Source organism: Tessaracoccus sp. MC1679 (genome assembly GCF_014164775.1).
Lineage (GTDB): Bacteria > Actinomycetota > Actinomycetes > Propionibacteriales > Propionibacteriaceae > Arachnia.
Window position 1 is genome coordinate 337,587 of sequence record NZ_JACJGB010000006.1, and the last position, 26,717, is coordinate 364,303.

General features: G+C 69.7%; 20 protein-coding genes. 12 read left to right on the forward strand and 8 right to left on the reverse strand.

The window, feature by feature from the left end:
* Position 1: 1 nt before the first annotated feature.
* Positions 2 to 1,729: a TM0106 family RecB-like putative nuclease gene (locus H5398_RS12225; protein ID WP_370586119.1), complete on the forward strand. Its 1,728-nt coding sequence runs from the start codon at positions 2 to 4 to the stop codon at positions 1,727 to 1,729.
* Here H5398_RS12225 and menD read toward each other — a convergent pair.
* The 4 genes from menD to H5398_RS12245 are packed head-to-tail and all read right to left on the reverse strand — an operon-like array spanning position 1,715 to position 6,070.
* Positions 1,715 to 3,247, reverse strand: a complete 1,533-nt coding sequence (gene menD / locus H5398_RS12230) for a 2-succinyl-5-enolpyruvyl-6-hydroxy-3-cyclohexene-1-carboxylic-acid synthase (protein WP_182800162.1) — start codon at positions 3,245 to 3,247, stop codon at positions 1,715 to 1,717. The genes H5398_RS12225 and menD overlap by 15 nt on opposite strands.
* Positions 3,244 to 4,191: an o-succinylbenzoate synthase gene (locus H5398_RS12235; protein ID WP_182800163.1), complete on the reverse strand. Its 948-nt coding sequence runs from the start codon at positions 4,189 to 4,191 to the stop codon at positions 3,244 to 3,246. Before H5398_RS12235 ends, menD begins: the two co-directional genes overlap by 4 nt.
* Positions 4,188 to 5,066, reverse strand: coding sequence for a 1,4-dihydroxy-2-naphthoate polyprenyltransferase (locus tag H5398_RS12240; protein WP_182800164.1), 879 nt, complete (start codon positions 5,064 to 5,066; stop codon positions 4,188 to 4,190). The genes H5398_RS12235 and H5398_RS12240 overlap by 4 nt, the downstream gene beginning before the upstream one ends.
* A complete protein-coding gene (locus H5398_RS12245) occupies positions 5,063 to 6,070 on the reverse strand; it encodes an AMP-binding protein (protein ID WP_182782308.1) in 1,008 nt (335 codons plus the stop codon). The genes H5398_RS12240 and H5398_RS12245 overlap by 4 nt, the downstream gene beginning before the upstream one ends.
* 43 nt (positions 6,071 to 6,113) lie before the next feature.
* On the opposite strand from H5398_RS12245, the gene H5398_RS12250 reads away from it, so the two are divergent.
* From H5398_RS12250 to H5398_RS12265, 4 genes are all read left to right on the forward strand, one after another.
* A complete protein-coding gene (locus H5398_RS12250) occupies positions 6,114 to 6,365 on the forward strand; it encodes a PLDc N-terminal domain-containing protein (RefSeq protein WP_182782307.1) in 252 nt (83 codons plus the stop codon).
* 68 nt (positions 6,366 to 6,433) lie between these two features.
* Positions 6,434 to 7,054, forward strand: coding sequence for a dihydroxyacetone kinase subunit DhaL (gene dhaL / locus H5398_RS12255; protein WP_182782306.1), 621 nt, complete (start codon positions 6,434 to 6,436; stop codon positions 7,052 to 7,054).
* Between the two features lie 30 nt (positions 7,055 to 7,084).
* Positions 7,085 to 7,855, forward strand: a complete 771-nt coding sequence (locus tag H5398_RS12260) for an alpha/beta fold hydrolase (RefSeq protein WP_182800165.1) — start codon at positions 7,085 to 7,087, stop codon at positions 7,853 to 7,855.
* The gene (locus H5398_RS12265; RefSeq protein WP_182800166.1) at positions 7,852 to 8,580 is read left to right on the forward strand and encodes a triacylglycerol lipase; all 729 of its coding nucleotides are present in this window, start codon (positions 7,852 to 7,854) and stop codon (positions 8,578 to 8,580) included. Before H5398_RS12260 ends, H5398_RS12265 begins: the two co-directional genes overlap by 4 nt.
* Positions 8,581 to 8,597: 17 nt before the next feature.
* On the opposite strand, the gene H5398_RS12270 is transcribed toward H5398_RS12265, so the two are convergent.
* Positions 8,598 to 9,500 (reverse strand): cation diffusion facilitator family transporter, encoded by a 903-nt coding sequence (locus H5398_RS12270; protein WP_182800167.1) that lies wholly within the window; start codon positions 9,498 to 9,500, stop codon positions 8,598 to 8,600.
* A gap of 59 nt (positions 9,501 to 9,559) precedes the next feature.
* Complete coding sequence (locus H5398_RS12275; protein ID WP_182800168.1) at positions 9,560 to 10,504, reverse strand: NAD(P)-dependent oxidoreductase; 945 nt, start codon at positions 10,502 to 10,504, stop codon at positions 9,560 to 9,562.
* Between the two features lie 91 nt (positions 10,505 to 10,595).
* Between H5398_RS12275 and H5398_RS12280 the strand changes: the two genes are divergently transcribed.
* The 4 genes from H5398_RS12280 to H5398_RS12295 all read left to right on the forward strand — a co-directional run bounded on the left by H5398_RS12280 (position 10,596) and on the right by H5398_RS12295 (position 20,131).
* On the forward strand, positions 10,596 to 13,646 hold the full coding sequence (locus H5398_RS12280; RefSeq protein WP_220489419.1) for a glycine--tRNA ligase: 3,051 nt from the start codon (positions 10,596 to 10,598) through the stop codon (positions 13,644 to 13,646).
* Positions 13,647 to 13,899: 253 nt separating this feature from the next.
* Complete coding sequence (locus tag H5398_RS12285; RefSeq protein ID WP_182800170.1) at positions 13,900 to 15,849, forward strand: class I SAM-dependent DNA methyltransferase; 1,950 nt, start codon at positions 13,900 to 13,902, stop codon at positions 15,847 to 15,849.
* Complete coding sequence (locus H5398_RS12290; protein WP_182800171.1) at positions 15,846 to 17,039, forward strand: restriction endonuclease subunit S; 1,194 nt, start codon at positions 15,846 to 15,848, stop codon at positions 17,037 to 17,039. The genes H5398_RS12285 and H5398_RS12290 overlap by 4 nt, the downstream gene beginning before the upstream one ends.
* Positions 17,036 to 20,131, forward strand: a complete 3,096-nt coding sequence (locus H5398_RS12295; protein WP_182800172.1) for a type I restriction endonuclease subunit R — start codon at positions 17,036 to 17,038, stop codon at positions 20,129 to 20,131. Before H5398_RS12290 ends, H5398_RS12295 begins: the two co-directional genes overlap by 4 nt.
* Positions 20,132 to 20,145: 14 nt before the next feature.
* Here H5398_RS12295 and H5398_RS12300 read toward each other — a convergent pair whose 3' ends face one another.
* Positions 20,146 to 22,557: a hypothetical protein gene (locus H5398_RS12300; RefSeq protein ID WP_182800173.1), complete on the reverse strand. Its 2,412-nt coding sequence runs from the start codon at positions 22,555 to 22,557 to the stop codon at positions 20,146 to 20,148.
* A gap of 278 nt (positions 22,558 to 22,835) precedes the next feature.
* Between H5398_RS12300 and gtfA the strand changes: the two genes are divergently transcribed.
* On the forward strand, positions 22,836 to 24,353 hold the full coding sequence (gtfA, locus tag H5398_RS12305; RefSeq protein WP_220489364.1) for a sucrose phosphorylase: 1,518 nt from the start codon (positions 22,836 to 22,838) through the stop codon (positions 24,351 to 24,353).
* A complete protein-coding gene (denD, locus tag H5398_RS12310) occupies positions 24,350 to 25,348 on the forward strand; it encodes a D-erythronate dehydrogenase (protein WP_182800174.1) in 999 nt (332 codons plus the stop codon). The genes gtfA and denD overlap by 4 nt, the downstream gene beginning before the upstream one ends.
* 40 nt (positions 25,349 to 25,388) lie before the next feature.
* On the opposite strand, the gene H5398_RS12315 is transcribed toward denD, so the two are convergent.
* Positions 25,389 to 26,219: a formate transporter FocA gene (locus H5398_RS12315; RefSeq protein WP_220489366.1), complete on the reverse strand. Its 831-nt coding sequence runs from the start codon at positions 26,217 to 26,219 to the stop codon at positions 25,389 to 25,391.
* A gap of 269 nt (positions 26,220 to 26,488) precedes the next feature.
* On the opposite strand from H5398_RS12315, the gene H5398_RS12320 reads away from it, so the two are divergent.
* Positions 26,489 to 26,717 (forward strand): hypothetical protein (locus tag H5398_RS12320; protein WP_182800175.1); only part of this gene is annotated, 229 nt, incomplete at its 3' end.

Below are 26,717 nucleotides of genomic sequence, written 5' to 3' on the forward strand. Positions count from 1 at the left end.
CGTGAGTGGCTTCGTCCTTGACGCCTACGCGGCGCGCAGCTGCCCGGTGAAGACCTTCCACACCTTCGATCCCACGGCGGAGCAGCCTGAGAAGCCCAACGACGAGTCACTGCGGGAGTCCTTCCAAGGTGGCTCGGACTTCCGCGACGAGGTACTGAACCGCCTCGTCGAGGACAGCGAGGGGGCCGTGGACCTCCGGTCCCTCCACGCACAGGGCGCCACGTGGACGGAGCGTGAGGCCGCCTGCCTGCACGCCATGGGCGCTGGAGCACCGGTCATCGTCGGGGGCGTACTGCCGCTGGATCTGGACGGGCACCGCAGCGGGCGCCCGGACGCCCTCATCCGGGGCGCGGACACGCCTTCGGGCGCGCCCGGCTACTGGCCGCTGAAGGTGAAGCCGTACCGGGTCCGCGAGAAGCAGGTGGGCGCCACGGCACTCCGGTGGTCGCCGCTCGGAGACATCCACGGCCTCGAGGTGCTGCCGGACCAGCGCTACCGCGTCTACCGGGAGGGCGCGCTGCTCGAGCTGGCGCACCACTGGCGGCTCCTCGAATCCTGCGGCTTCGCCTCGTCCGAGGCGCTCGCGGCTGTCGTCGGCGACGACAGGGCCGCCGGGGCGGAGCCCACCGCCACCTGGGTGGATCTCACAGCCAGGTTCATCCGCACCTACTCACGCTCGGCCGGGCACAAGCTCCGCTCGGCGCTGGAACGCTACGACCACGAGCACCAGTTCCGCGTCTACGTGGCGGAGCAGGCCTCCGAACGGACAGGGGTGGACGACCCGCCGCCGGTGGTGCGACCCATCCGGGTCAAGGAGTGCGAGTGGTGCTCGTGGTGGTCGGTCTGCCGCACCCGGATCGACGACGACGACCTCTCGCTGCGCATCTCGAAGGCCCCCCTGGACGTCCGCGAGCTGCAGACGCTGATGAGCCTCGGCATCACCACGGTGGCTCAGCTGGCCGAGGCGGACGTCGAGGAGCTCCTGCCCCGCTACCTGCCCCTCACCCAGCACCGCGACCGCCCGGAGCAGCGGCTCCGCCAGGCGGCGCGGCGGGCGCGGATGCTGGCCAACGGTGTGGAGCTGGAGCGGGTGAGCGTCGAGCCCATCGGGGTCCCCCGGGCCGCTGTCGAGGTGGACCTGGACATCGAGACCGCAGATGACGGCAGCGTCTACCTGTGGGGGGCACTGGTCACCGGCGTGGACGGGGCCGGCGAGTCGCGCTACGTGCAGTTCAGCCGGTTCGAGGCGCTGGCCGGGCGTGCGGAGTTCGAGCTCGCCGAGGAGCTCGCCGAGTGGCTGCTGGCGATGGTGGCGAGGCACCCTCGGCTTCGCGTGTTCCACTACAGCGACTACGAGACCGTTCACCTGCACCGCCTGGCGGAGCGTAGCGGCAGCCCGGCGCTGAAGGAGGCGTGCCGGCTGATCCGCACGCATTTCGTGGACCTGTTCAGCTATGTGCGGGACAACTTCGTCGGCGTGGACGGCCTGGGGCTCAAGGTGGTGGCCACGCGGGGCGCGAAGTTCGCGTGGCGCGACGAGGAGCCGGGCGGCCTGGCCTCACAGAGCTGGTTCCGGGAGGCGGTCAGCGGACCCACCGCCGAGGCGCGGGCCTCCGCCCGCGAGCGGGTGCTGCAGTACAACGAGGACGACGTCCGGGCCACCCTCGCGGTACGGGAGTGGTTGACGGCGCTCGACGCCGCGCCCGGGGTGGGCTCAGCCCCGGCTTAGCCCGGCCACGATCAGCTCGGCGTCACCGGCGAGCGCCTCGGCGAGCTCCCCCTGGGTCCGCACCATCCGCGAGCGCCAACCCAGCGCGCTGCCCACCGCCGCCAGGTCCACTCCCTGGGGGGTGCCGAAGACCCGCTCGAAGCTGTCCGCGTAGGCCGGCGCGCCCTGCTCGAGCCCGTGGAAGATCGACCCACCGCCGTCGTCGGCCACCACGATCCGCAGCCGCGCAGCTGGCTCCTGGGCGGGGCGGACGAGGGCGCCGAGGTCGTGCTGGAGGGTGAGGTCGCCCAGTAGCACGGTGGTGGGGCGCCGCCCAGCGAGCGCGATGCCCGTGGCGGTGGCCACCGTGCCGTCGATCCCCGCCAGCCCACGGTTGGCGAACACCCGCGGTGGTGCCGGGGAGATCGGGGACAGGTCCGCCGCCCGGATGATCGAGCTGGAGCCGAGGACCAGGTCGTCACCGGCGCCCAGCGAGGCCAGCACCGCGTCGGCCACGTGGCGCTGGGTGAGGCCCTCCGGCAGCCCAGGCCCGGCGTCGGCGGCCCGCCAGCGCGCAAGCCAGGCGGGATCCTGATCCCCGAGCAGCACCCGGTCCGCGACGACGTCCGCGCGGTGGCCGGGGTCGATCCAGGAGGCCGCCGAGGCCACCACGACCAGCTCCACGTCCGCCCGCGACAGCAGCGCCGTCACCGGCCGCGACAGCGTGGGATGCCCCACCACGATCACCCGCTCGATGTCCGCCCCGACGCCGGCCAGCAGGTCGCGGTAGCCCGCGATGGCGTTGGGGCCGCTCCGGGCGTTCGACGACGGCTCGGCCAGCAGCGGAGCGCCGGAGACCTCGGCGAGGGCCCGCGCTTCCAACCCGACGGCGGGTGTCGCGTCTCCCACCAGCACCACGGTGCGGCGCCCGTCCAGCTCGACGGCGGTGTGGCCGCCCGACCGCGACACCTCCAGCCCCCGGCTGCTCAGCGGCGGCAACTCCCCCAGCAGCGGGGTCGCGAACTCGACGTTGAGCTGCACCGGACCCGGCTGCCGCGACCGTCGCCCCTCCGCCAGCACGATGGCGCGGTGCACCCCCGCCGCCCACGCGTCGGCGTCGCCGGACTCCGACGACAGCCGCACCACGCCCAGCGCGGAGGGCCCGAAGGCGCCCACCTGGTCTGCGGTCTGGTTGGCCCCGGTGCCGACGAGGTGCGCGGGGCGGTCCGCCGTGATCAGCACCAGCGGCACGCCTGAGGCGCGGGCCTCCATCGCGGCCGGGGCCAGGTTGGCCACCGCGGTTCCCGACGTGGTGATCACCGCGACCGCCCGGCCGGACTCCTTCGCCAACCCCAGCGCCGTGAAGCCGGCCACGCGCTCGTCGATGCGCACGTACAGCCGCAGCGCCCCGGCCCTGTCCGCCCGGTCGGCCGCGAGGGCGAGGGCGGCGCTGCGGGACCCTGGTGCCAGCACCACGTCCGTGACGCCCATGCCGAGGAGCGCGTCGATGACCACCGCGCCGAGCTCGATGCTGCTCATCGCCCCTCCTCCACCACGCGGCGGACCCGCTGCCACCGATCCAACCAGACGCGGGTGAGCTCGGGGCCGGCGGCGTGCCGCTCCAGTAGCTCGGGCTCAGGCTCGACGTCGCGCACCCGGATCGTTCCCGCTTTCGGGAGCAGGGGCCTGCCCGCCACGTCGCCGTCGAGCAGCCGACCCGTCTCCAGGCCACAGGCGTAGGGCAGCTCGGGCAGGGCCGCGGCCAACGCCACCCCGGCCCGCAGGCCGACGGAGGTCTCCACCGCGCTGGAGACCACCACCGGGAGCCCGATCTCCTCGGCGAGGCGCAGGCAGGCGCGCACCCCGCCGAGCGGCTGCACCTTGAGCACGGCGATGTCGGCCGCCCCCGCGTCGCGCACCCGCAGCGGGTCCGACGCGCGCCGGATCGACTCGTCTGCGGCGATGGGCACGCCCAGGTCCATGGCGCGCAGCCTGGCCAGCTCCTCGACGCTGGTGCACGGCTGCTCGGCGTATTCGAGGCAGTGGACGGCCAGTTCGCGCAGCGCGTCACGGGCCTGGATGAGGCTCCAGCCGCCGTTGGCGTCCACCCGGATCCTGGCCTCAGGGAGGGCCGAGCGCACGGCCGCGACCCGCGCCACGTCGTCGTCGAGCCCCTGGCCCCGCTCGGCGACCTTGATCTTGATGCTGCGGCACCCGGAGGCCACCGCGCGGGCCGCTGCTTCCCCCGGGGCCAGGGCGGGCACGATCCCGTTGACCTCGATGCTGTCTCGCACCGCGTCCGGGTGACCGAGCTCGGCCGCCTCCAGCGCCGCCCTCAGCCAGGCGGCGGCCTCCTCATCGCCATACTCGGGGAAGGGACTCCATTCGGCCCACCCGGCCGGGCCCCGGAACAGGATCCCGCTGCGCCGGCTCAACCCGCGGAACGGCACCCGCAGCGCGACGTCGTAGACGTGGAGCCTCATACCAGGGAGGTTCCCACCAGCAGGCCTGCCGCAATGCCGATCTCGGCCATGCCCGTGGAGGCGATGACGGGGATGAGGTCACGCCCGACGGCGCCGCCGAGGACGAGGCGAAGGGGGGCGATGAGGAGCGGGACGCCCATCAACCCGAGGAGGGCCCACCACGTGGTGAGGGCGGCGAACCCGAGTGTCGCGGCCACCGCCACCGCGGCCAGCACCGTGAAGAAGATCCGGCTGCCCCGGTCCCCCAGCCGCACCGGAAGCGTCATCTTGCCTGACAGCGTGTCGGTGGCGATGTCGCGGAGGTTGTTGGCCACCAGGATGGCGCTGGCCAGCGATCCGACGGCGGTGGCCGCCAGCCAGGCGTGCAGCGGTGCGGAGCCACCTATGACGTAGCAGGTGCCGATGGTGGCCACCAGCCCGAAGAACACGAACACCATCACCTCGCCCAGGCCCAGGTAGCCGTAGGGGGTGTCCCCGCCGGTGTAGTACCAGGCGGCCAGGATGGACAGTGCCCCGACGGCCAGCAGCCACCAGTGGCCGGTGAGCGCCACGACGGTGAGGCCGGTGATCCCGGCCACCGCGAAGGCCGCGAACGCGGCCAGCTTCACCGCCCGGGCCGACGCGAGGCCCGAGGCCACCAGCCGTATCGGCCCGACGCGGTCGTCGTCCGTGCCGCGCACCCCGTCGGAGTAGTCGTTGGCGTAGTTGACGCCCACCTGCAGGGCCAGAGCGACCAGGAGGCAGAGGGCGGCGAGGCCCCAGTCCTGGTGGCCGAGCGCCAGCGCGCTGGCGGCCCCGGCGAGGATGGGGGCGAGGGCGGCGGGCAGGGTGCGCGGGCGGGCGCCGGCCACCCAGACGGAGAGAGTCTCGTTCATGACCGGAGCAACTCTAGGAGCTTTTCGCGGTCCGGCTTGCCACCGGCGGTCCGCGGCAGTGCGTCGACGAGCACGAGCTGCCGCGGGAGGGCGGCGGCCGGGAGCGCAGGGCGGAGCCGTTCGCGCCACTGGTCCAGGCCTCCGTGACGGGCGAAGAGCACCAGCCGCACCCCCCATTCGTGGTCGGGGACGGCCAGCACCTCGGTGTCCGCGTCCAGGCCGCGGGCCGCGGCACGGACCTGGGCGAGGTCCACGTTGACGCCGCCGCTGATGACCACGTCGTCGATCCTGCCGTCGATGTGGAGGCGACCATCCACCCAGCGGCCACGGTCGCGGGTGAGGACCGCGCCGTCGCGCAACGCCTCTGAGGTGAGCCCGGGTTCGCCGAGGTAGCCGCTGAACACGGTTGGCCCCGCCACCGACACGCGACCCTCGGGTCCGAGCCGCACGCCGACGCCGGGCAGCGGCACCCCGTCCCACACCACGCCTCCGCAGGTCTCGCTCATTCCGTAGGTCTCGATCACCCGGATCCCCACCGCCTCGGCCCGGGCGCGCAGCTGGGGGCTCAGCGCGGAGCCCCCCACCAGCACAGCATCGAACCGCGCCAGCGTCGCCGCGAGGGCGGGCGCCTCAAGTGCGCGGTAGAGCTGCGTGGCCACGATCGACACCGCGTTGCGGCCCGCCACGGGCGCCAGGCCCGCGAGCGTCGGGTCCGCGGCCCGGACCCCGTCTCCCCTCAGGCCGCGCACCAGCACCATGAGGCCCGCCACGTATCGGGGCGACAGCGTGAGGTGCCAGGTGGCGCGGAATCCCAGCCGCCCGTGGGCCGCATCGGCCGCCGCCGCGAGCGCCTCGCGGGACAGCAGCACGTGTTTGGCCTGCCCGGTGGAGCCGGAGGTGCCGACCACCGCGTGACCGGCCGGCGCCGTGCCTGCCCCGTCCGCGAGCCACAGGCCCTCGCCGTCGTCGAGGAGGTGTCGCACGGCGTCGATCCACTGCTCCATTGCGCCACCCTAGCCACCCCGCGACGCCAGGTAGGATGGCGTGGTGACCCGGGTCCTCTTGATCATTGCGATCGTGATGCTGACCGTGTACTGCGTCGTCGAAGTGGCGCAGGCGCGGGGCTATCGCGTGCGCGCCATGCCGCGCTGGCTGTGGGCGTTCGCCGTCGTCGGGCTCCCTGTCGTCGGCCCCGTGGCCTGGCTGCTGCTCGGACGTCCCGTCACGAAGAAGCGGCCCCTGGACCGTGGCCCCAGCGCCCCGGATGACGACGAGGACTTCCTCCGCGGCCTCCGTTGAGCCTGCCGCTGGCCCCGGCGTATTAGCCTTGAGAGTGACCCGGCGATTGTCGGATGAAGGAGTGAGTCATGCCTGGAGCGGTGGGCGCGGTGTCCGAGTGGCTCCGCGATTGCGCCCGCGAGTTCGTGGCGCGCAGCGACGAGCTCGACGAGCTGGACCGGATCCTCGGGGACGGGGACCACGGCACAAACATGAGGCGCGGCACCGAGTCCGCGCTGACGATCAACTTCGACGAGGCGCCCACCGCTGCGGAGGCGCTCCGGCTGGTGGGCATGACCCTGGTCAGCACCGTCGGCGGCGCCTCGGGGCCCCTGTTCGGCACATTCTTCCTCCGGGCGGGCGCCGCGTGGCCCCAGCAGGTCACCACCGTGGGCGTTGCCCGCGCGATGCGCGCCGGCCTCGACGGGGTCGTGGTGCGTGGCCGCGCCAAGGTGGGCGACAAGACGATGGTGGACGCGCTGGCCCCCGCCGCGGATGCGTTCGACGACGTGGCCGCCCTGGGTGGAGACCTGCGCGAGGCCCTGACCCTGGCCGCGAGGGCCGCCGAGGCAGGCCGGGACGCCACGAAGGAGATGGTGGCCAAGAAGGGCCGTGCGGCACTGGTTGCCGAGCGCTCCGTCGGCGTCATCGACCCCGGCGCGGTCTCCATGGCCCTGATTCTCACCACGGCGGCCAAGCACGTCCGCTGACCGGTACGGCACTGTGGCACGATCGCTGATGTGACCGACGACGAGGGCTTCACCCCGAGCACCCTCCAGATCCGCGACCTCACCGTCGTGGTCCTGGACTCCCGTCCGGACGCGCAGCCGCTTGAGAAGGCGTTCGTGCTGGTGCACGGGCTGGGGGTGTCGTCGCTGTACTTCCGCGAGCTGGCCCGCCACCTTCGGCCGCATGCCCGCGTCGTGACGGTGGATCTGCCGGGCTTCGGGCGCGCCGCGACCCCGGAGCGAACCCTTCGAATCGCCAGCTTCGCGCTGGTGCTGAACGAGACCATCGAGCGCCTGGGCCTGGCGGACGCCGTCCTGGTGGGGCACTCGATGGGGGTGCAGGTGGTGGTGGAGGCGCTGCGCCGCAGACCCTCGATCGCCACGGCCGCGGTCCTGATCGGCCCGGTGGTCAACGGCGCCGAGCGCCGGGCCCCGACTGTGGTGCGGCGGTTCCTGCAGGCCGCGGCCAAGGAGACCCCTGCGTCGGCCTGGCCCTCCGTGCGGGCCTGGCTCAGCTGCGGCCCGCGCTGGTTCATCGACACCTTTCCCGCGATGCTGGCCTACCCGTTGGAGGAGCGGATCGCCGAGGTGCGCAATGACCTTGCCCTCGTCGCCGGCGAGTACGACAGGCTGGCGCCGGGGCCCTGGTTGGAGATCCTCCGCGACCTCGCGGGCGGGGAGCGCGTCACCGTCGACATCGTGCCTGGCGCCTCCCACCAGGTGATGGTGACGCATCCGCAACGGGTAGTGTCGGCCTGCCTCGACATCGCAGGGCTGACGTGATCCGGGTCCGGGCGGCCGCACGTCGGGCACGGGGGGCCGCCATCGACTGGGGCATCGCCGGCGGGGACATGGCCGCCGCGCTGTGGCGACGCGTCAGCCGCTGGAGCCACCAGTCCGGCGGTGCGCCCCACTCCCCCTGCCGCGACATTCCTGTCGTGCTGCTGCCCGGCATCCTGGAGCCGTGGAGCTACCTGGCGCCCCTGGCCCGGTGGCTCGGCCGGCACGGCCACCCCGTCGAGTTCGTGGAGACCCTCGGCTGGAACCTGCACAACCTCGACGCCTCGGCCGAGCGGTGCCTGGCGGTGCTCCGCCAGCGGGGGATCCGCCGCTGCGTGCTGGTTGCCCATTCGAAGGGCGGCCTCATCGGGAAGGCGGTCCTGCTGCGTCAGGGCGACGACGGGGTGGCCCTGGGTCTGGTGGCCGTCGCCACGCCGTTCGGCGGCTCCTCGATCGGGAGGCGGCTGCACGGGCTGGTGGCCCGCTCCCCGCTGGGGCTGTTCTCCCCCGGGAATCCGGTCCTGCGGGGGCTGGCCGACGAGGCGTCGGTCAACGCGCACATCGTGTCTCTGGCGCCTGCCTGGGACCAGGTGATCCCCGAGGGCTCGCGCCTCGCGGGCGCCGTCAACGTCGATCTCGACGTGCCCGGCCACTTCCGCCCGATGCGCGACGAGTCGGTGTGGAGGATCATCCACGAGCACGTCCACCGCCTCGCCGACGCCCCCTGACGGACCCGACGGGGGGCTCAGTCGATGTGGATGTCTTCGTAGCTGCGCGGATCCTCGATCGGTTCCAGGTGGCCGATCACCCGTAGCTCGGTGAACTCCGCCTGGATCAGGTCCACGAGGTCCTCCATCGCGTCATGCCCCTGCTGCACGGACCACGCACCGGGCACCAGCATGTGGAACTCCATGAACGCACGCGCCCCTGAGATGCGGGTGCGGAAGGCGTGAAACTTCACCGTCTCCTCCTCGTGGGCGGCGAGGATCTCCCGGAGGCGTGCGTTGGTCTCCTTCGGCAAGGCCTCATCCATCAACCCGGAGGCCGATTCGGAGACCAGGCGCCATCCGGTCCACAGGATGTTGACGCCCACCAGGAGTGCGACGAGCGGGTCCAGCCAGTTCCAGCCCGTGAGCCACACGAGGCCGATGCCGATGACGACGCCGGCGGAGGTGATCACATCGGTCATGAGGTGGTGACCGTCGGCGCGCAGCGTGATCGAGTTGTGCCGGGCGCCCGCGCTGAGCAGGACGACGGCGACGGCGCCGTTGATCAGTGAGGCGCCCACGGTGATGATCAGGCCCAGCCCGATCTCTTCCAGCGGTCGCGGGACGATCAGGCGTTCGATGGCGAACCCGACGATGACCACCGCCGCCACGAAGATCATCACGCCCTCGATGGCCGAGGAGAAGTACTCGGCCTTGGAGTGCCCGAAGTGGTGGTTCTTGTCCGCGGGCCTCGCCGCGACCCTCAACGCGAACAGCGCGACCACCGCCGCCACGAGGTTGACGACGGACTCCGCGGCGTCGGAGAGCAGGCCCACCGATCCGGTGATCAGCCACGCGGCGGTCTTGAGCGCGATGGTGACGAGCGCCGCGGCGATCGACAACCAGGCGAACTTCGTGAGATCGACGCGGGCTTCAGGCATGGGCCAATCCTGACGCCTTCAGGGGCGCTGGATCAAAGCGGACCAGCGGGTCATGGGTCTCATCGGTTCAGCACGTTGCGCAGTTCGCCGTCGCCCCACAGCGCGGCCACGTTGAGTTCGATCAGCCGGTGCGCCTCCTGTGGGCGGCCGCTGGCCACGTGCGGCGTGATGAGCACGTCTGCTTCGTCCCACAGCGGCGACTCGGCGGGCAGCGGCTCGATCGCTGTCACGTCCAGCGCGGCCGCGGCCACCTTCCCGGACCGGACCGCGTCGAGCAGAGCAGCCTCGTCGACGGTGGCCCCGCGGCCTACGTTGACCACCAGCGCCGAGGGCTTCAACTGGGCCAGGCGCCGGGCGTTGAGTGCCGCGTGCGTCGTCTCATGCCGGGGCAGGATCATGATGAGGACGTCGGTGTCGGCCAGCACCTCCGGGAGCGCGTCCTCGTCGAACACGTCGAATCCGTGCCTGGGTCCGGTCGAGCGCGCGATTCCCGTCACCCACGCGCCGAGCGCCCGCAGCAGCGGCGCGAGCCTGGCGGCGATGGACCCGAAGCCCCAGATGGTCACCTTGGCGCCGTCGAGGGAGATGATCCGCCCGTCGTGCGCCCGCTCGAGCATGGCACCGCCCAACTCGCCGTCCCACAGGTGGTCGTGCTGGTTGCGCATCGCCATCGGCAGCATCCGCACCAGCGCCAGGGTCAGTGCCAGCGCATGCTCGGCGACGGGGCCGTCGTGCAGCCCCACCCCGCTGGACAGCATCACCCCGGGCGGGAAGCCCGCCGCCCGCACGTTGTCGGGCCCCGCGGCGAGCCCCTGCACCAGCAGGAGGGAGGTCATCCGCCGCGCGGCGTCGGGCAGGACGTCGTCGCTCTGACCCCACACCACAAGGACCTCGGCATCGACATGCTCCTCGGGGACCGGCCGGTCCCCCGGCACGACGACCACCTCGGCGCCGTCGATGCGCGGGAGGGGACCGGTGTAGGTATCTGGGATCAGGATCTTCATGTGACGTGCACCTCCGTGGGACCGGCCCCAGCATCCCATAGTCGGGTGGGCGGTCAGCCGAAGAACTCGGTAACCTGCAGGGGTGCTGACCATGCAAGACGCCCTGCGCCGCCTGTCCGACTACTGGACCTCGAAGGGCTGCCTCACGTGGCAGCCGTTCAACTCCGAGGTCGGGGCGGGGACGATGAACCCGGCCACCGTGCTGCGTGTCCTCGGCCCCGAGCCGTGGGATGTGGCCTACGTGGAGCCGTCGGTGCGCCCGGACGACTCCCGCTACGGGCAGAACCCCAACCGGCTGCAGATGCACACCCAGTTCCAGGTGATCCTCAAGCCCGAGCCCGGCAATCCCCAGGAGCTGTACCTGGGCTCGCTGGAGGCGCTCGGCATCGACCTGTCCAAGCACGACGTCCGCTTCGTCGAGGACAACTGGCAGCAGCCGGCCATCGGCGCCTGGGGCCTCGGCTGGGAGGTGTGGCTGGACGGCATGGAGATCACTCAGTTCACCTACTTCCAGCAGGTGGGCGGGCAGAACCTGGACCCGATCCCCGTGGAGCTCACCTACGGCGTGGAGCGGATCCTGATGGCGCAGCAGGGGGTCACGCACTTCAAGGACATCGTCTACTCCATCGCCTCCGACGGCCGCCCCGTCACCTACGGCGAGGCCTTCGGCCAGCAGGAATACGAGATGAGCCGCTACTACCTCGACGACGCGGACGTCGAGGCCAACCGTCGCCTGTACGAGACCTACGTGGGCGAGGCCACCCGGATGGTCGAGGCCCGGCTCCCGGTGCCCGCCCACGGCTACATCCTCAAGTCCAGCCACGCCTTCAACGTGCTGGACGCGCGCGGCGCCATCTCCACGACCGAGCGCGCCAAGGCCTTCGCGACGATGCGCCGCCTCATGCGCGACACCGCGGCCCTGTGGATCGAGCGCCGCGAGGAGCTGGGCTTCCCGCTGATGCGCGAGCCCGCCGTCGACGAGTCGGCGCCGTCGCCCGCCGTGGACCGTGCGGCGCTGGGCACGGAGCCGCAGACGTTGGCGTTCGAGATCGGCGTGGAAGAACTGCCCCCGCACGTGGTCCCGCAGACCGTCGACGCCGTTCGCGAGGCGCTCACCGCGAAGCTGGCGGCCACCCGGCTCGCGCACGGCGCGATCACCGTCGAGGGCACGCCGCGCCGGATCGTCGCGGTGGTGGAGGCCGTGGGGGCCCAGGAGCCCGACGCCGAGCAGCTACGCAAGGGGCCGAAGTGGGCCGCCGCGTTCGACTCCGACGGGAACCCGACCAAGGCGCTGCAGGGCTTCATGCGGGGCCAGGGCGCCGAGGCTTCGCAGGTGGTGCGCGCCCAGATCGGCGGCCAGGAGCACGCCGCGGTGTCTGTGACTGTCGCGGGGAGGCACGTGCTGGATGTCGCGGGCGAGGCCCTCACCGACATCGTCTCCGGGCTGCGCGCCGAGAAGAACATGCGCTGGAGCGACGCCTCCCTGTCGTTCTCCCGCGCCATCCGCTGGATCGTGGCGCTGTGGGGCGACACCGTCGTGCCAGCCACAGTCTCCGGCCTAACCGCCGGGCGGACCACCTACCTGCAGCGCGCTGTCTCCGGCGAGGAGACAGGCACCCGCTCCGACGGCGCACGCGTCGGCTGGGTGGAGGTGGCCTCCGCCTCCGAGCTGCTGCCGACCATAGCCTCGGGCGCGATCACGCTGTCCACCGCTGAGCGTCGCGCCGCCGTCGTCGAGCAGGCCGTGGCGTTGGCCGACGGCGTGGCCGGCACCGTCGACGTCGAGGCTGAGGGTGCGGTGATCGACGAGATCACCAACCTGGTGGAGGACCCCCGCGGTGTGCTCGGCCACTTCGACGTGCGCTACCTCGAGCTCCCCGAGCGGATCCTCACCGCCGTCATGCGCAAGCACCAGCGCTACCTGCCGGTGTTCCGCGACGGCGCGCTCGCCCCGCACTTCGTCACCATGGCCAACGGCCTGTGCGACGACGACACCGTCCGGGCCGGCAACGAGTCGGTCATCCGGGCCCGCTACGAGGACGCCCTGTTCTTCTGGAACGCGGACCTGGAGGCGGCAGACGTCGACGGCTTCGTGCCCGGCCTGGACAAGCTGACCTTCGAGGAGCGCCTGGGCTCGGTGGGCGCGCGGGCGCGACGGATCGCGGATGTCGCGGCGAGCCTGGCGGACCGCGTCGGCCTGGCCGGCGAGGACCGCACGACGCTGACCCGCGCCGGGCAGCTCGCCAAGTTCGACCTCGCCACCCAGATGGTGGTGGAGATGAGCTCGCTGGCCGGGTTCATCGCCCGCGAGTACGCCGTCCGCAAGGGCGAGACGCAGGACGTGGCGGACGCGCTGTACGAGATGGAGCAGCCGCACACCTCCGCCGACCCCGTGCCCGCGTCGGTGCCCGGCGCGCTGTTGGCGCTGGGCGACCGCTTCGACCTGCTGGCCGCGATGTTCGCGCTCGGCGCCAAGCCGACGGGCTCGTCGGACCCCTTCGGACTGCGCCGCGCCGCGCTCGGCGTGGTGCGGATCCTGCGCGAGTCCGCGGGGACGCCCCTGGAGAGCCTGACGGTGCGCGCCGGCCTGGAGGATGCGGTGGCGCGGCTGGCCGCGCAGGGCATCGATGTCGCGGCGGACGCCGTCGACGCTGCCCTGGAGTTCACCGTCGGCCGGTTCGCGCAACTGCTGCGCGACGAGGGCACCTCGGCCGATCTGGTCGCGGCCATCCTGCCCGCGGCCGACGCGCCCGGGCGTGCCGCGCGGATCCTCGGCGAGCTCAACGACACCCAGGCCGACCCGCGCCTGAAGGCCCTGGTCGCGACCCTGGTGCGGATCGGGCGCATTCTGCCCGCGGGCACGGAGGCCGGTTACGACGCGGCCCTGCTGACCGAGCCTGCCGAGGTGGAACTGCGGACGGCGGTGGAGGCGGTCCCGGCAGGCACCGCGGACGCGTCGATCCCCGCGCTGCTGGACCGCACGGCAGACGTGGTGGCCGCCGCGGACCGGTTCTTCACCGACATCCTCGTCAACGCCGAGGATCCGGCCGTTCGGGCGTCGCGGCAGGGCCTGCTGGCCTCGGTCCTGGCCCTCGCCCCGGCTGGGATCGACTGGAAAGCTTTGGACATCGCACTCGGGTGAGATTGCCCGAAGCCCTGGGTGGTTTCGACGCGGGCGCGCGTCGCTCGCGTTCCTTGCGGCCCGGCTCAACCTGCGGGGGTTCCGCTGGGTGAGCCACGCCAAGCCGCGAAGCGGCGCAGCGTGCGTCGAAGCCTCCGGCGCCCGGTGCTGGGACTACCCGGTGGGTCCCAGACGCGTTGGATGCCACATACGACAAGATGGGGATTCGCGCCCGAGCGCGATCTGAAGCCGCAACGCCGTAGGAGTATCCCTCGTGGTGAATCACGTCTCGTTCATCTGGAACATCGCCGAGTCACTACGAGGTCCGTTCAAGCCATCCGAGTACGGATCGGTGGTGCTCCCCTTCACGGTGCTCCGCCGCCTCGACGCCGTCCTCGCAGAAACCAAGCCCGCCGTCCTCGCCGCCGCTCCCGAGGCGGAGGGCCTCCCGGACATGCTCCGCGATGTGAAGCTCACCACGGCCTCGGGGCGCCAGTTCTACAACACCAGCCCGTTCGACTTCTCCAAGCTCGTCGCCGACCCCCAGGACCTGCGCCCGAACATCGCCGCGTACATCGCCGGCTTCTCCCCCAACGTGCGCGACATCTTCGACCGCTTCGACTTCGACAAGACCCTGGACAAGCTGGCCGACAAGAACAAGCTGTTCGCCGTCACCGAGAAGTTCGCCCAGGCCGACTTCCACCCCGCCACTGTCTCCAACATCCAGATGGGGCTGGTGTTCGAGGAACTCATCCGGTGGGCGAACGAACGCTCCAACGAGACCGCCGGCGATCACTACACCCCGCGCGAGGTCATCTCACTGATGGTGCAGGTCCTGTTCGCCACCGACGACGCCGCCCTGTCCAAGCCCGGCGTCGTGCGGTCGATCTACGACCCCACCGCCGGCACCGGCGGCATGCTGTCGGTGGCCGACGAACACCTCCGCGGTATGAACCCCGACATCCAGCTCGCCCTCTACGGGCAGGACTACAACGACTCCTCCTACGCCATCTGCAAGGCCGACATGGTCATCAAGGGCCAGGACGTCGACAACATCCGCCTCGGCGACACCCTCACCGAGGACCACTTCCCGGATAAGAAGTTCGACTACGCACTGTCCAATCCGCCGTTCGGCGTCGACTGGAAGGACCAGCGCGACGTCGTCGACAACGAGCACAAGACCCTCGGCTTCGTCGGGCGCTTCGGCCCCGGCACCCCCGCGGTCTCCGACGGCGCGATGCTGTTCCTGCTCCACCTCGTGTCGAAGATGCGCCGGCCCGCCTACGGCGGCTCCCGAATGGCCATCGTCCTCAACGGCTCACCGCTGTTCTCCGGCGGCGCCGGGGGCGGCGAGTCCAACATCCGCAAGTGGCTCCTCGACAACGACCTCGTCGAGGCGATCATCGGCATGCCGAAGGACATGTTCTACAACACCGGCATCTCCACCTACATCTGGATCCTCACCAACCGCAAGGACCCCGAACGCGAGGGCACGGTCCAGCTCATCGACGCCCGCGAGTTCTACGGCAAGCTCCGCAAGGGCCTCGGCTCCAAGCGCAACGAACTCACCCCCGCCGACATCGCCCACATCGTCACCCTCTACTCCGGCTACACCGACGGCGAGCATTCCAAGATCTTCCGCAACGAGGACTTCCTCTACCGCACCATCACCGTCGAACGCCCCCTGAAGCTCCGCTGGCAGGCCACCCCCGACGCCATCGATGCCGTCTTGGACGCCAAGCCCGTCCAGAAGCTCACCGAGCACGACGCCGCAAGCCTCCGAGCCGCCCTCGAAGCGCTGGGCCACGACCAGGTGTGGACCCACCGCGACCAGTTCCACAAGGCCCTGAAGTCCGCCACCGCGGCCCAAGGGCTCAAGCTCGCCGCGCCGCTCCTCAAGGCGGTCACCGCTGCGCTCGGCGTCCAGGACGACGCGGCGGACGTCTGCACCGACGCCTCCGGCAACCCCGAACCCGACACGTCTCTGCGCGACACCGAGAACGTGCCCTGGGACCAGGACGTCAACGAGTACCTCCAGCGCGAGGTCCTCCCCTACGCCCCTGACGCCTGGATCGACCACGCCAAGACCAAGGAAGGCGCGGAGATCCCCTTCACCCGCCACTTCTACAAATACATCCCGCCGCGGTCCTTGGAAGAGATCGACCGCGACCTCGAAGCAGTCATGAACGACCTCCGCGCCATGCTCACCGAGGTAGAGAAGTGACCGCCTACGGGTGGATGCCAGCCAAGCGCCTTCTGCGGCCGATTAGCGCTTCATCAGGTCTCATCAAGGGCCAAGTCGCCCTCGAGGAGGGTCCGGATCTGTTTCCAGGCTTCAGCGCATCAGGTCAAGACGTTTGGCTTCCTGCCTCCGCCGCCAGAGCAACTGGCCCGGGAATCGTGCTGAGTGCTGTTGGTGCTCGCTGCGGGAAGGCGTTTCTCGCTGACTTCGAGAGATGGGGAGCGGTCGCGAATACTGCTTCCTTTGGCGTTGCCAGTGGATTCGACAAAAACTTCGTCCACTACATCCTTAACCATGAGGATTTCTGGATAAGGGGCGGAGCAGCCCAGCCCTACGTGATGGTGTCTGAATCACTCAAGCAGCAGGTATGGGCTCCCGAGTTGGCCCACCAGAGGGCGATTGCAGATTTCCTGGATCGGGAGACGGCCCAGATCGACGCGTTCATCGCGAAGAACGAAGAACTCATCGCCCTCCTCACCGAACGCCGCGCAGTGGCGGTCAACCACCTCGTGTGGGCCGGCGTCTCCTCTGACGCCATCCCCTCAGCTGCAGGAGACCGGCTGCCTGACGCGCCAGCGCACTGGCTACGCGTTCGCAACAAGCAGCTCTACCGCGAGCGCACGGGCGTGTCCCTCTCTGGAGCCGAGGAACTACTCACCGTCTCCCATATAACAGGCGTAACAACACGGGCCGAGAAGAACGTGACGATGTTCGAGGCGGAGTCAACCGTTGGCTACAAGTTGGTTAGCCCAGGCGACCTCGTGATTAACACGATGTGGGCATGGATGGGAGCGCTGGGCGTTTCCGCACTTGATGGCATTGCCAGCCCCTCATACGGCGTCTACTCCCCCCTCCGCAACCTGCCCTATGAGCCCCGATACTTTGATCATCTGTACCGATCTGCGCCATATGTGGCGACAATGACAGTCCACTCACGTGGCGTGACGGAGTCGAGGTTGCGCCTCTACCCCGATGCCTTTCTCAGTCTGCCGACCGTCGTTCCCCCACTTGAAGAACAGCGAGAGATAGTGGACCGAATCACGACGCAGACCACGCATCTTGACGCAATGACGTCCGCGGCACGTCGCGCCATCGATCTCGCCCGTGAACGGCGCGCGGCGCTGATTTCTGCGGCGGTCACGGGCAAGATCGACATGGGGGTGAGCGCATGAGCGGCGTGGCTGGGGCGCATCTGGAATCGGTGCTGGAGACGGAGATCGCAGAGCATCTGGCGGCCAACGGCTGGCTGTACTCGCCGTCGGACGCCGGTTATGACCGGGCGCTGGCGCTGTTCCCCGAGGACGTGCTGGGTTGGTTCGAGGACACGCAACCTGTCGAGTACGCGAAGGTTGTCCGTCCGGCTGACAGTCAGTTGCGGCAGGAGGCGGCGAAGGCACTGTTCCTGAAGCGGCTGGCGAAGGCGTTGGATAACGATCCGTTCAAGAACGGCGGCACCCTGGAGGTGCTGCGCGGCGGGTTCAGTTTCGTGCCGCCGACGGGTGGCACGGTGAAGGTGCGGATGGCGCAGTTCCGGCCCGCGACGTCGATCAACCCGGACACGCTCCAGGACTATTCGAAGATGCGGCTGCGGGTGATGCGGCAGGTGCACTACTCCGCGAAGCATCCGCACAAGGCGCTGGACCTGGTGTTCTTCGTCAACGGGTTGCCGGTGGCGACGGTGGAGCTGAAGACGGACTTCACGCAGGCGTTGTCGAACGCGACGAAGCAGTACCAGTTCGACCGCAGCCCGGCCGGGGAGCCGCTGTTCGCGTACGGCCGCCGCGCGCTGGTGCACTTCGCGGTGTCGAACTCGGAGGTGGCGATGACCACCCGGCTGGCCGGGCCGAAGACGCGGTTCCTGCCGTTCAACCGCGGCAGCGATCAGGGTAAGGGCAATCCGCTGAACCCGGACGGGTCGGCGTCGGCCTACTTCTGGAAGGAGATCCTGCAGCGCGACACCTGGCTGCGGATCGTCGGGTCGTTCATGCACACCCAGGTCGAGACCGAGGTGGATCACGACACGGGCAAGAAGACCCGGGTGGAGAAGATCCTGTTCCCCCGCTACCACCAGTGGCGGGCCGTGACCCGCCTCGTCGAGGACGCCCGCGCCGAGGGGTCCGGCCAGAGGTACCTGATTCAGCACTCCGCGGGATCGGGCAAGACCAACTCGATCGCGTGGCTCGCCCACCAGCTTTCCCAGCTCCATGACGACGACAACGCGAAGGTGTTCGACACCGTCGTCGTGGTGACCGACCGCACGGTGCTGGACAAGCAACTCCAGGACGCGATCGCCCAGTTCGAGCGCCACGCGGGGGTGGTGAAGTCGATCACCCGCGCCGACGGCGAGTCGAAGTCGAAGGAGCTCGCCGCGGCGCTGACTGGCGGGAAGCAGATCGTGATCGTCACGATCCAGACCTTTGAGGCGCTGATCAAGCTCATCAGCACCGAGAAGCAACTACAAGGGCGACGGTTCGCGGTGATCGCCGACGAGGCCCACTCCTCGCAGACCGGCTCCACCGCCGGCGCGCTGACGAAAGTCCTCTCGCCCGATGAGCTGGCCGCCGTCGCCGAGGGTGCCGAGGTGGACGCCGAGGCCTACCTGCAGTGGGCGATGGAGGTCACCGCGCACGCGCCGAACATCTCCTACTTCGCGTTCACCGCCACCCCGAAGGCCAAGACCCTCGAGCTGTTCGGGCGGATTCCCGAGGGTGGGGAGTTGCCGGAGCCGTTCGACCTGTACTCGATGCAACAGGCCATCGAGGAGGAGTTCATCCTCGACGTACTGGCCAACTACACCCCTTACAAGGTGGCCTGGCAGCTCCAGCACCCCGGCCAGGACTACGACGCCCCCGGTGAGGTCGACGAGTCCACCGCGGTCAAGGCGCTGGTGCGGTTCGTGCGGCTGCACCCGACGAACATCTCGCAGAAGGTCAAGATCGTCGTCGACCACTTCCGCACCTTCGTCCAACCCCTCCTCGACGGCAAAGCCAAGGCCATGGTGGTCACCGGCTCCCGCAAAGAGGCCGTGCGGTGGAAGAAGTACCTCGACGCCTACCTCGCCGACGGCCACATCCAGGACGTCAAGGCGCTCGTTGCGTTCTCCGGCACCGTCGACGACCCCGACGACGTCGGCGAGGGACTGACCGAGAAGACACAGAACCCCGGCCTGTGGACCTCCGACCTGGCCGCCGCGTTCAAACCGGCGGTCTACAACGTGATGATCGTGGCCGAGAAGTTCCAGACCGGCTTCGACCAGCCGCGCCTGGTGGCGATGTACGTCGACAAGAAGCTCGGCGGCGTGCAGGCCGTGCAGACCCTGTCGCGCCTCAACCGCACCTACCCGGGCAAGGACAAGACGTTCGTGCTCGATTTCGTCAACGAACCCGAAGCGATCCTCGAAGCGTTCCTGCCGTACTACCGCAAGGCCACGCTCACCGCGACCACAGACCCCAACCTCGTCTACGACCTCAAGAGCAAGCTCGACTCCGCAGGCCTCTACCACTGGTCCGAGGTCGAGCAAGCATTCGACGCGGCCCTCGCGGGCGGGGTCGAGTCCAACAGCGCCCTCCACGCCGCGACAGAGCCGGCCGTCGACAGGTTCACGAAACGCTGGCAGGGGGCATTCATCGCCGACGACCGGGCCACGCTGGACGAGCTGAAGCTGTTCAAGTCCGACGCGGCCGGGTTCGTGAAGTTCTACGACTTCATCTCTCAGGCCCGGAACCTGGAGGATACCGACCTGCCCAGGCTGCACTTCTTCCTGCGCCGGGTCCTGCCACGTCTGTCCACGGCGACGATCGAGAACCCCGTCGACATCTCCGAGGTCGTGCTGGCCGGCTACACCATCGCCCAAGGCGACTCAGTCAAGCTCACCCTCGCCGAGGGCCCAGGTTTGAGCCCCATCACCGCCATCGGCTCCGGCGCCATCCACGAGAAGCACTTCAGCGCCCTCGAGGAGATCATCGCCAAACTCAACGAACGCTTCGGGGACAAGTACGGGCCGGGCGTCGTCGCGGGCACCATGTCCAGCATCGTCGTCAACCTAGCCCACGACGAGACCCTCGCAGGCCAGGCCAGGGCCAACACAGCGCAGCAGTTCAGCGAATCGCCGGCGCTGCCCAAGGCGTTCATCGACGCGGTGATGGGCGTCCGCGACCGCACTCCGCTGCTCGTCTACGACATCTTCAGCGACCAAGACCTGTACCAGGAACTCTCGAAGGCGCTCCCCGCCATGCTCTACGAGCACCTCCACGCTGGCCGGTGAGGACTCGCACGGCCTCAGTCCCAGTGGATCCAGGCGGTGCTCTTGTCGTACGGTTCTCCCGCGGCGGCCTTGAGGAGCCACCCGTTTGGGCCGTCGGGGTCGATGGGGCCCAGCATGTCAACGACAAGACTCAGCACCTGCTGAGGATCATCGGGATCGCCCCCCGCCGCAGCGAAGTCGTCCATCGCTTGGCGCCTTCGGCTCTCCACTGAACCTTCTGCATCCGCTGGCGGTGACCACGTGTCCGCTGCTTCATCCTCCAGGGTGCGGGAGGCTTCCTCGTTCGCGGCAAACAGTTGCTGCGCGTGCTCTGCGGCAGCAGCCCGTGATGGATGGAGGCTGGTGGCAGCGTTGGCCAGAAACTCAACGGAGATACCGATCGTGGCGACACGGAACCATGCGGTCGGGTTGTTGAGAAGGCGGGGGTCGGCCATTCGCGTGAACGCCTCAAGGCGCTCGGGTCCGAACCAGGCGCGGTCCGCATCCGGCCACAGATACTCCGCCCCATGGCTGGTGACAAGAAGTGCCCCATGCGTGATCCCATACGAATCGGTGAAGGGTTGAAGCCACACGCCCTCATCCGCGGCCAGCCCGCCTTGCTCAAGGTCCTTCGGACCGGCCTCCCCGGTGGTCGCCAGATTCTGGGGAGGCTCGTCTTCGCGGGGCTGAAATTGTTCCCGGTCGGCCAGGGAGTCGGACGGTGGAGGATCCATTCCGAGAGCGAGGAGGGCGCTCCGGGTCACAGTCGCCATGACGTCTGGACGATCCAAGGTCTCGTCAGAGAACCGGAGGTACCAGGTGCGGGAGTTCTTGCGCTCGAGGGTTCCGCCCGTGCCTTCCAATACTGCTGCCGCCGCATCAGGAGACAGCAGCACGGTGAGGCCCGTTCTGCGGACGTACACCCCGATTGAGGACTCTGAGTCCCTCTTCAGGCCGAACCACGGCTGTCCCTGTCGTGCATGTACCACGGCCCCAGCAGCCAGTGCTGCGTGCACCACATTCGCCACGCGTTCAGAGGGCGTGAAGGGTAGCTCCACCGGATCCTTCTGAGACTCCGGCGTGCTGGGAGTCTCGATCCTCCAAGGGATCTGCTCCCCCAGGAAGGACGTCCCGACGATCTCGACATTCGGGTAGTCGGGCAACGCGACGGCTGCCAAGTCCGCGGGAGTGAGAGTGAACTCAGATTCGTCCGTGATGCCGTAGACCTCAACCAGGGTGCGGAGTATGAATCCGGCCACATTTCCAGGAACGATCCGGTCCGGGGAGAGGTGGCGCCAGAAGTTCGGCAGATCCGGCTCCGGAGGCTCCCAACCCAGTTCGCTCAGGTGCCGCTCTTGGGCAAGGGATAGTGGAGGTCGGAAGAACTCGTTGCTCGGCACCTCAAGGAGTAGTGATCCATCCTCTTCCAGCCTTCCCTGGACGTAGATGCCTTCCGGGTGCTCAGGGGTGTGCGCGTCCAGTTGAAAGTAGTCCGTCATCACGGTCAACACAGCCGCCAGGGCCTGCAAGAGTGGATTGAGATCCGGTCGCAATCCCACTTCGGGTGGCCGTGGGTGGTCCCGCTTCTCTGTTCGGGTCGCCACGGGCACGGGCTCCGAAACCTTGCGGTCATCCAGCGGCGCCGGGTCCATGCGCTCCTCATCCAAACGAGCCAGCATCGTGCTCAGCTCCGTCACCAACCACTCTGTGACGGCCGCGCGCGGCCAGCGGCTCCCACCCCTTTGGATGTTGTAAGAGGCGCCGACGATCTTGGTATTCCGGTACCAGCCTCGGAAGAAGGTCGTTGACGAGTTGTCCGTACCGGGCGTAGGCAGCACGTGCTGGGTCAGCGGTGCCTCCGGGAAGACGGAGATGAACTGGTCACACACGCTCCTACCGTTGAGGTAAACGATGTCCAGTTGGTCAGCGCTCAGCTGCCACCTCAGGAAGTCCTCATCCTGGCTCAGCAGACTCTGCCGCACCCCTCGGCTGAGATCGCCCCAGAGCGGGGACGTCGCCCACTGGACCAGATCCAGGTGGCAGGCCGTCCCATCCAGGTAGCTGGCGTCGGCCAACGGCTTGATGATGTCCTCAAGATGGCGAAACCATTCCGTCCAATAAGCCGTCGCCCGAGGTGCAACACCAGTCTCGGGATCGCGGAAGTAGTTGACACACCTCCGATAGATAGCCTCGACATGCGAGTCCTCGGCCTCCGCCACGGACTCGATATCGAGACTGTCGAGGGTCTCAAACCGACGCTGGTCCCCGTCGAGCATCTGACCGTTGACCGCAAACTCACCGCTGCTGGGGTTGATGCCGAGGGTTGCGACCCGTGCGCCGGGCTGGTTGCCGAAGAACACGACCGGAGTCGACCCCTCCATGATGTGATGCCCCGGCTCGAGAGGCCGACGAATCCGGGCGGCGACTTGATCTGGTACTGCGGTCACAGCGACTCCTCCTTGAGGCGATGAGAGCCTAGATCTTCGAGTATGACATGGCATGTGACAGCTTTCTTGGCAGGTGGATTGCTGATCAGGGCTGCGGTTTGGGGCTTGTCGGCGGCTACGGCGAACTTCAGGACAGCGGCTCTAGGGGGCGCCGGCCGAGCTCCAAGCACGTCTGCTGCGGAACCTCGCACCGACCCGCCCAGTGGCTGGGATGCTGGTTCCAGGGCATCGTCGGCGACGCTCCCCGACGCCGAGCGGGCCCGGAGGAGGGCAGTGCAGTGATCGACAACGGAGTCCAGCTCATCACCTACGCCGACCGCTTCGGCGGCACCCTGACGCGAAGCGCCGACACCGTCGCGAGAGTCTTCGGCGATGCCGTGACCGGCATCCACTTCCTCCCCTTCTTCACCCCCTACGACGGCGCCGACGCGGGCTTCGACCCCGTCGACCACACCACGCCCGACCCGAGGCTGGGCACGTGGGACGACCTGCGGGAGATTAGCGGCCGCTTCTCCACCTGCGTGGATGTGATCGTCAACCACGTGTCGTCGGGCTCGGCCTCCTTCCGCGACTTCGTCGAGCGCGGCGACGACTCCCCCGCCGCGGAGCTCTTCCTCACCTTCGACCGCGTCTTCCCCGACGGTGCGACGGAGGCCGACCTGCTGACGATCTACCGTCCCCGCCCCGGTTTGCCGTTCACGACCATCCCGGTCGCCGGCGCCAACCGGCTGGTCTGGACCACCTTCACACCCCAGCAGATCGACATCGACGTCGAGAGCCCATCCGGATGGAGCTACCTGATGGGCATCCTCGACGAGCTCGGGCGCAGCGGCGTCGGCCTCATCCGGCTCGACGCGGCCGGCTACGCCATCAAACGCGCCGGGACCAGCTGCTTCATGATCCCGGAGACGTTCGCCTTCATCGACCGGTTCACCGCAGAGGCGCACGCCCGAGGGCTCGAGGTCCTCGTCGAGATCCACTCCCACTACCGCACCCAGATCGAGATCGCCTCCCGGGTCGACCGGGTCTACGACTTCGCCCTCCCGCCCCTGCTGCTGCACTCCCTCTACACGGGCGACGACAGTGTCCTGGTCGAGTGGCTCCGGGTCCGGCCCGCCAACGCGGTCACGGTGCTCGACACGCACGACGGCATCGGCGTCATCGACGTCGGTCCGGACAAGACCCGAGCCGACGGCGCGGGGTTGCTGACGGCCGCGGAACTCGACGCCCTCGTCACCACGATCCACGCGAAGACCGACGGCCAGAGCCGGGAGGCCACCGGCGCCGCAGCGTCCAACCTCGACCTCTACCAGGTCAACAGCACCTTCTACGACGCCCTCGGCCGCGACGACGCCCACTACCTCGCCGCCCGGGCCGTCCAGTTCTTCCTGCCCGGCGTGCCGCAGGTCTACTACGTCGGCGCCCTCGCGGGGAGCAACGACATGGAGCTGCTCCGGCGGACCGGGGTGGGCCGCGACATCAACCGCCACACCTTCACCGACGACGAGATCGACGCGGCCCTGGAGCGTCCCGTGGTGGTGGCGCTCCGGGCACTCATGCGCCTGCGGAGTCAGCACCCCGCCTTCCGGGGCGAGTTCAGCTGGTCGGCCGGCGACGGCTCGCTCCGGCTGGGCTGGGAGGCAGGAGACGACCGCGCCTGGCTGACCTTCACCGCTCGGGACGGCTCGGCGGTGGTCGGTTGGACCGAGCCGAGGAACGACGGCGGCTCGACGGAGCGCGAGGTCGCCGTCGAGGCGTTGGCCGGCCCGGGGGCGGGTTTCGAGGGGAGCGTGTGACCGGCTGGCGGGTCGCCGTCACCGGGGCTGCCGGGTTCCTGGGCGGCACCCTGGCCAGGAGACTGCTCGCAACCCCCGACCTGCGGGTCGGCGGGGACGCGCCGTCGGCCGTCGGATCCCTGCAACTGCTCGACCTCGTCGATCCACCGCCCGACCTTGCCGCCGACCCCCGGGTGCATGTGCTGACCGGCGAGCTCCATCAGACGGTGCGGCACGTGAAGGATGCCGACCTCGTGTGCCACCTGGCGGGCGTCGTCAGCGGCGCCGCGGAGGCCGACTTCGACCTGGGCATGCGCACCAACCTCGACGCGTTGAGGCTGCTCCTCGAGCGCTGCCGAGCGATGGCCGCGCCGCCGGTGGTCCTCTTCACGAGCTCGCTCGCGGTCTTCGGCAGCGACCCGGCGATCGGGCCGGTGGGGCCGATCGACGACGACACCCTCCCTCGCCCGCAGTCCAGCTACGGCATCCAGAAGTTCATCGGCGAGCAGCTGGTGGCCGACTACACCAGGAAGGGCTTCATCCGGGGCCGGAGCGCGCGGCTCATGACGGTGGCGGTGCGCCCCGGGCGGCCCAACGCGGCGGCGTCGAGCTTCATCTCCGGCATCATCCGCGAGCCGCTCGCCGGCGTCCGCGCCGCCTGTCCCGTCCCGGAGGCCACACCGATCGCCCTGTCGTCGCCTCGCCGCACCCTCGACGCGATGATGACGGCGCTCGCCACCGACGACCGGACCTGGGGCAGCACCACGGCGATGAACCTCCCCGCCCTCTCCACCACCCCGCGCGAGATGGCGGAGTCGCTGGACCGGGTGAGCGGGACCGAGGCCAGCCGCCTCATCGACTGGGTCCCCGACGCGGCGATCCAGGCGATCGTCGGCGGGTGGCCGGCGGCGTTCTCGACGCCCAGGGCGGAGGCCCTCGGGCTCTCGGCGGTCCCCTCGTTCGACGAAGTGGTCCGCGAGTACCTCGAGGCCGACGGCGCCCGTACAGGGCGGTAGACCCGACCGGCCCGTTCCCCCGGATCCGGCTCAGGAACGCTCAGCGGGCGGCGTCGCGCTTCGGGCGGAAGACCAGCCAGTAGAACAGCCCGATCATCAGGCCGCCGCCGATGATGTTCCCCAGGGTCACCGGGATCAGGTTGGCCGTGAGGAAGTGGCCCCAGGTCAGGGGCTCGAACCCGACGGGGGCCAGCTCCGGCTGGATGAGGATGGCGAGCGGCACCAGGAACATGTTGGCCACAGAGTGCTCAAAGCCGGTAGCGACGAACAGCGCCACCGGCCCGACGAGGGCGAGGATCTTGTCCGTGGTCGTCCGCCCAGAGAACGCCGCCCACACCGCCAGGCACACGAGCAGATTGCACGCGATCCCGAGCGCGAGCGCAGCAACGAACGAATGGTCGAGCTTGTGACTGGCGGAGGCGAGCACCACCCGTCCCCAGGCGCTGTCGGCGCTGCGTTGCACCCCGCCGACGAAGATCAGCGCGACGATAACCAGCGCTCCCGCGGCGTTGCCGAGATACACCAGGCCCCAATGCCGCAGCAGCCTCCACCAGGAGAGGTGCCCCGAGGCCTTGAGCATCAACGTCATGGTGGTGGACGTGAACAGGTCCGCCCCGGTGAGCACCACCATGATCAGGCCGACGCTGAACACCACGCCGCCCAGCACCTTGGCCACGCCCCAAGGCATCGCCTCCGCGCCCACCTGGGAGGTCACGTAGAACACGAAGCCGAGCGCGATGTGCGCGCCGCCGGCCAGCGCCAGCAGCAGGGTGCGTTGGACGGTCGCCTGCGCCTTGTAGAGCATGGCGTCCTGTACCAGCCTGGCCATCTCGGCGGGCGTCGCCATCAGAATCGTTCGCTCGTCACTCACGCAGGGAGACTAGCCACGACCTTCCGTGGAACGAGTGGGTAGTGGGGGTCGTGAGCCGGACCCGCGAGTGATAGTGGGCGGTCTTCACGCGGCCCCCGACGACGGGCGCCAGCCCGCCCAACCCGACCGTTGAGCCTGACGCGGCCGGTCACCGCCCTCTGTGATCTGTGTCCGGGCACACCCCCACGAAGCGTTATCGAACTGTGACCAAGATTGGTCCCGATGGGGCGCCCCGGGGGCCGTTTCTGTCAGTGGGGGACGATGTAATAGTGCGTATGAACGACGCGGGGGTGTGGGAGCTTGAGCAGCAGTTCATGGCTGCCGCCTGGGATTCCGCCCGCGCCGCCACAGCCGCCGGCCCCGAGAGCGTCAGCGGCTTCCTCGAGGCCCTGGCCCAGACCGAAGCACACCTGGCCGGGCTCCGGCTGGCCGTCCTGGACCAGGCCCGCTTCATGCCCGAGGCCACCAAGGTCCTCGACGCCGTCACCTCATCCACCC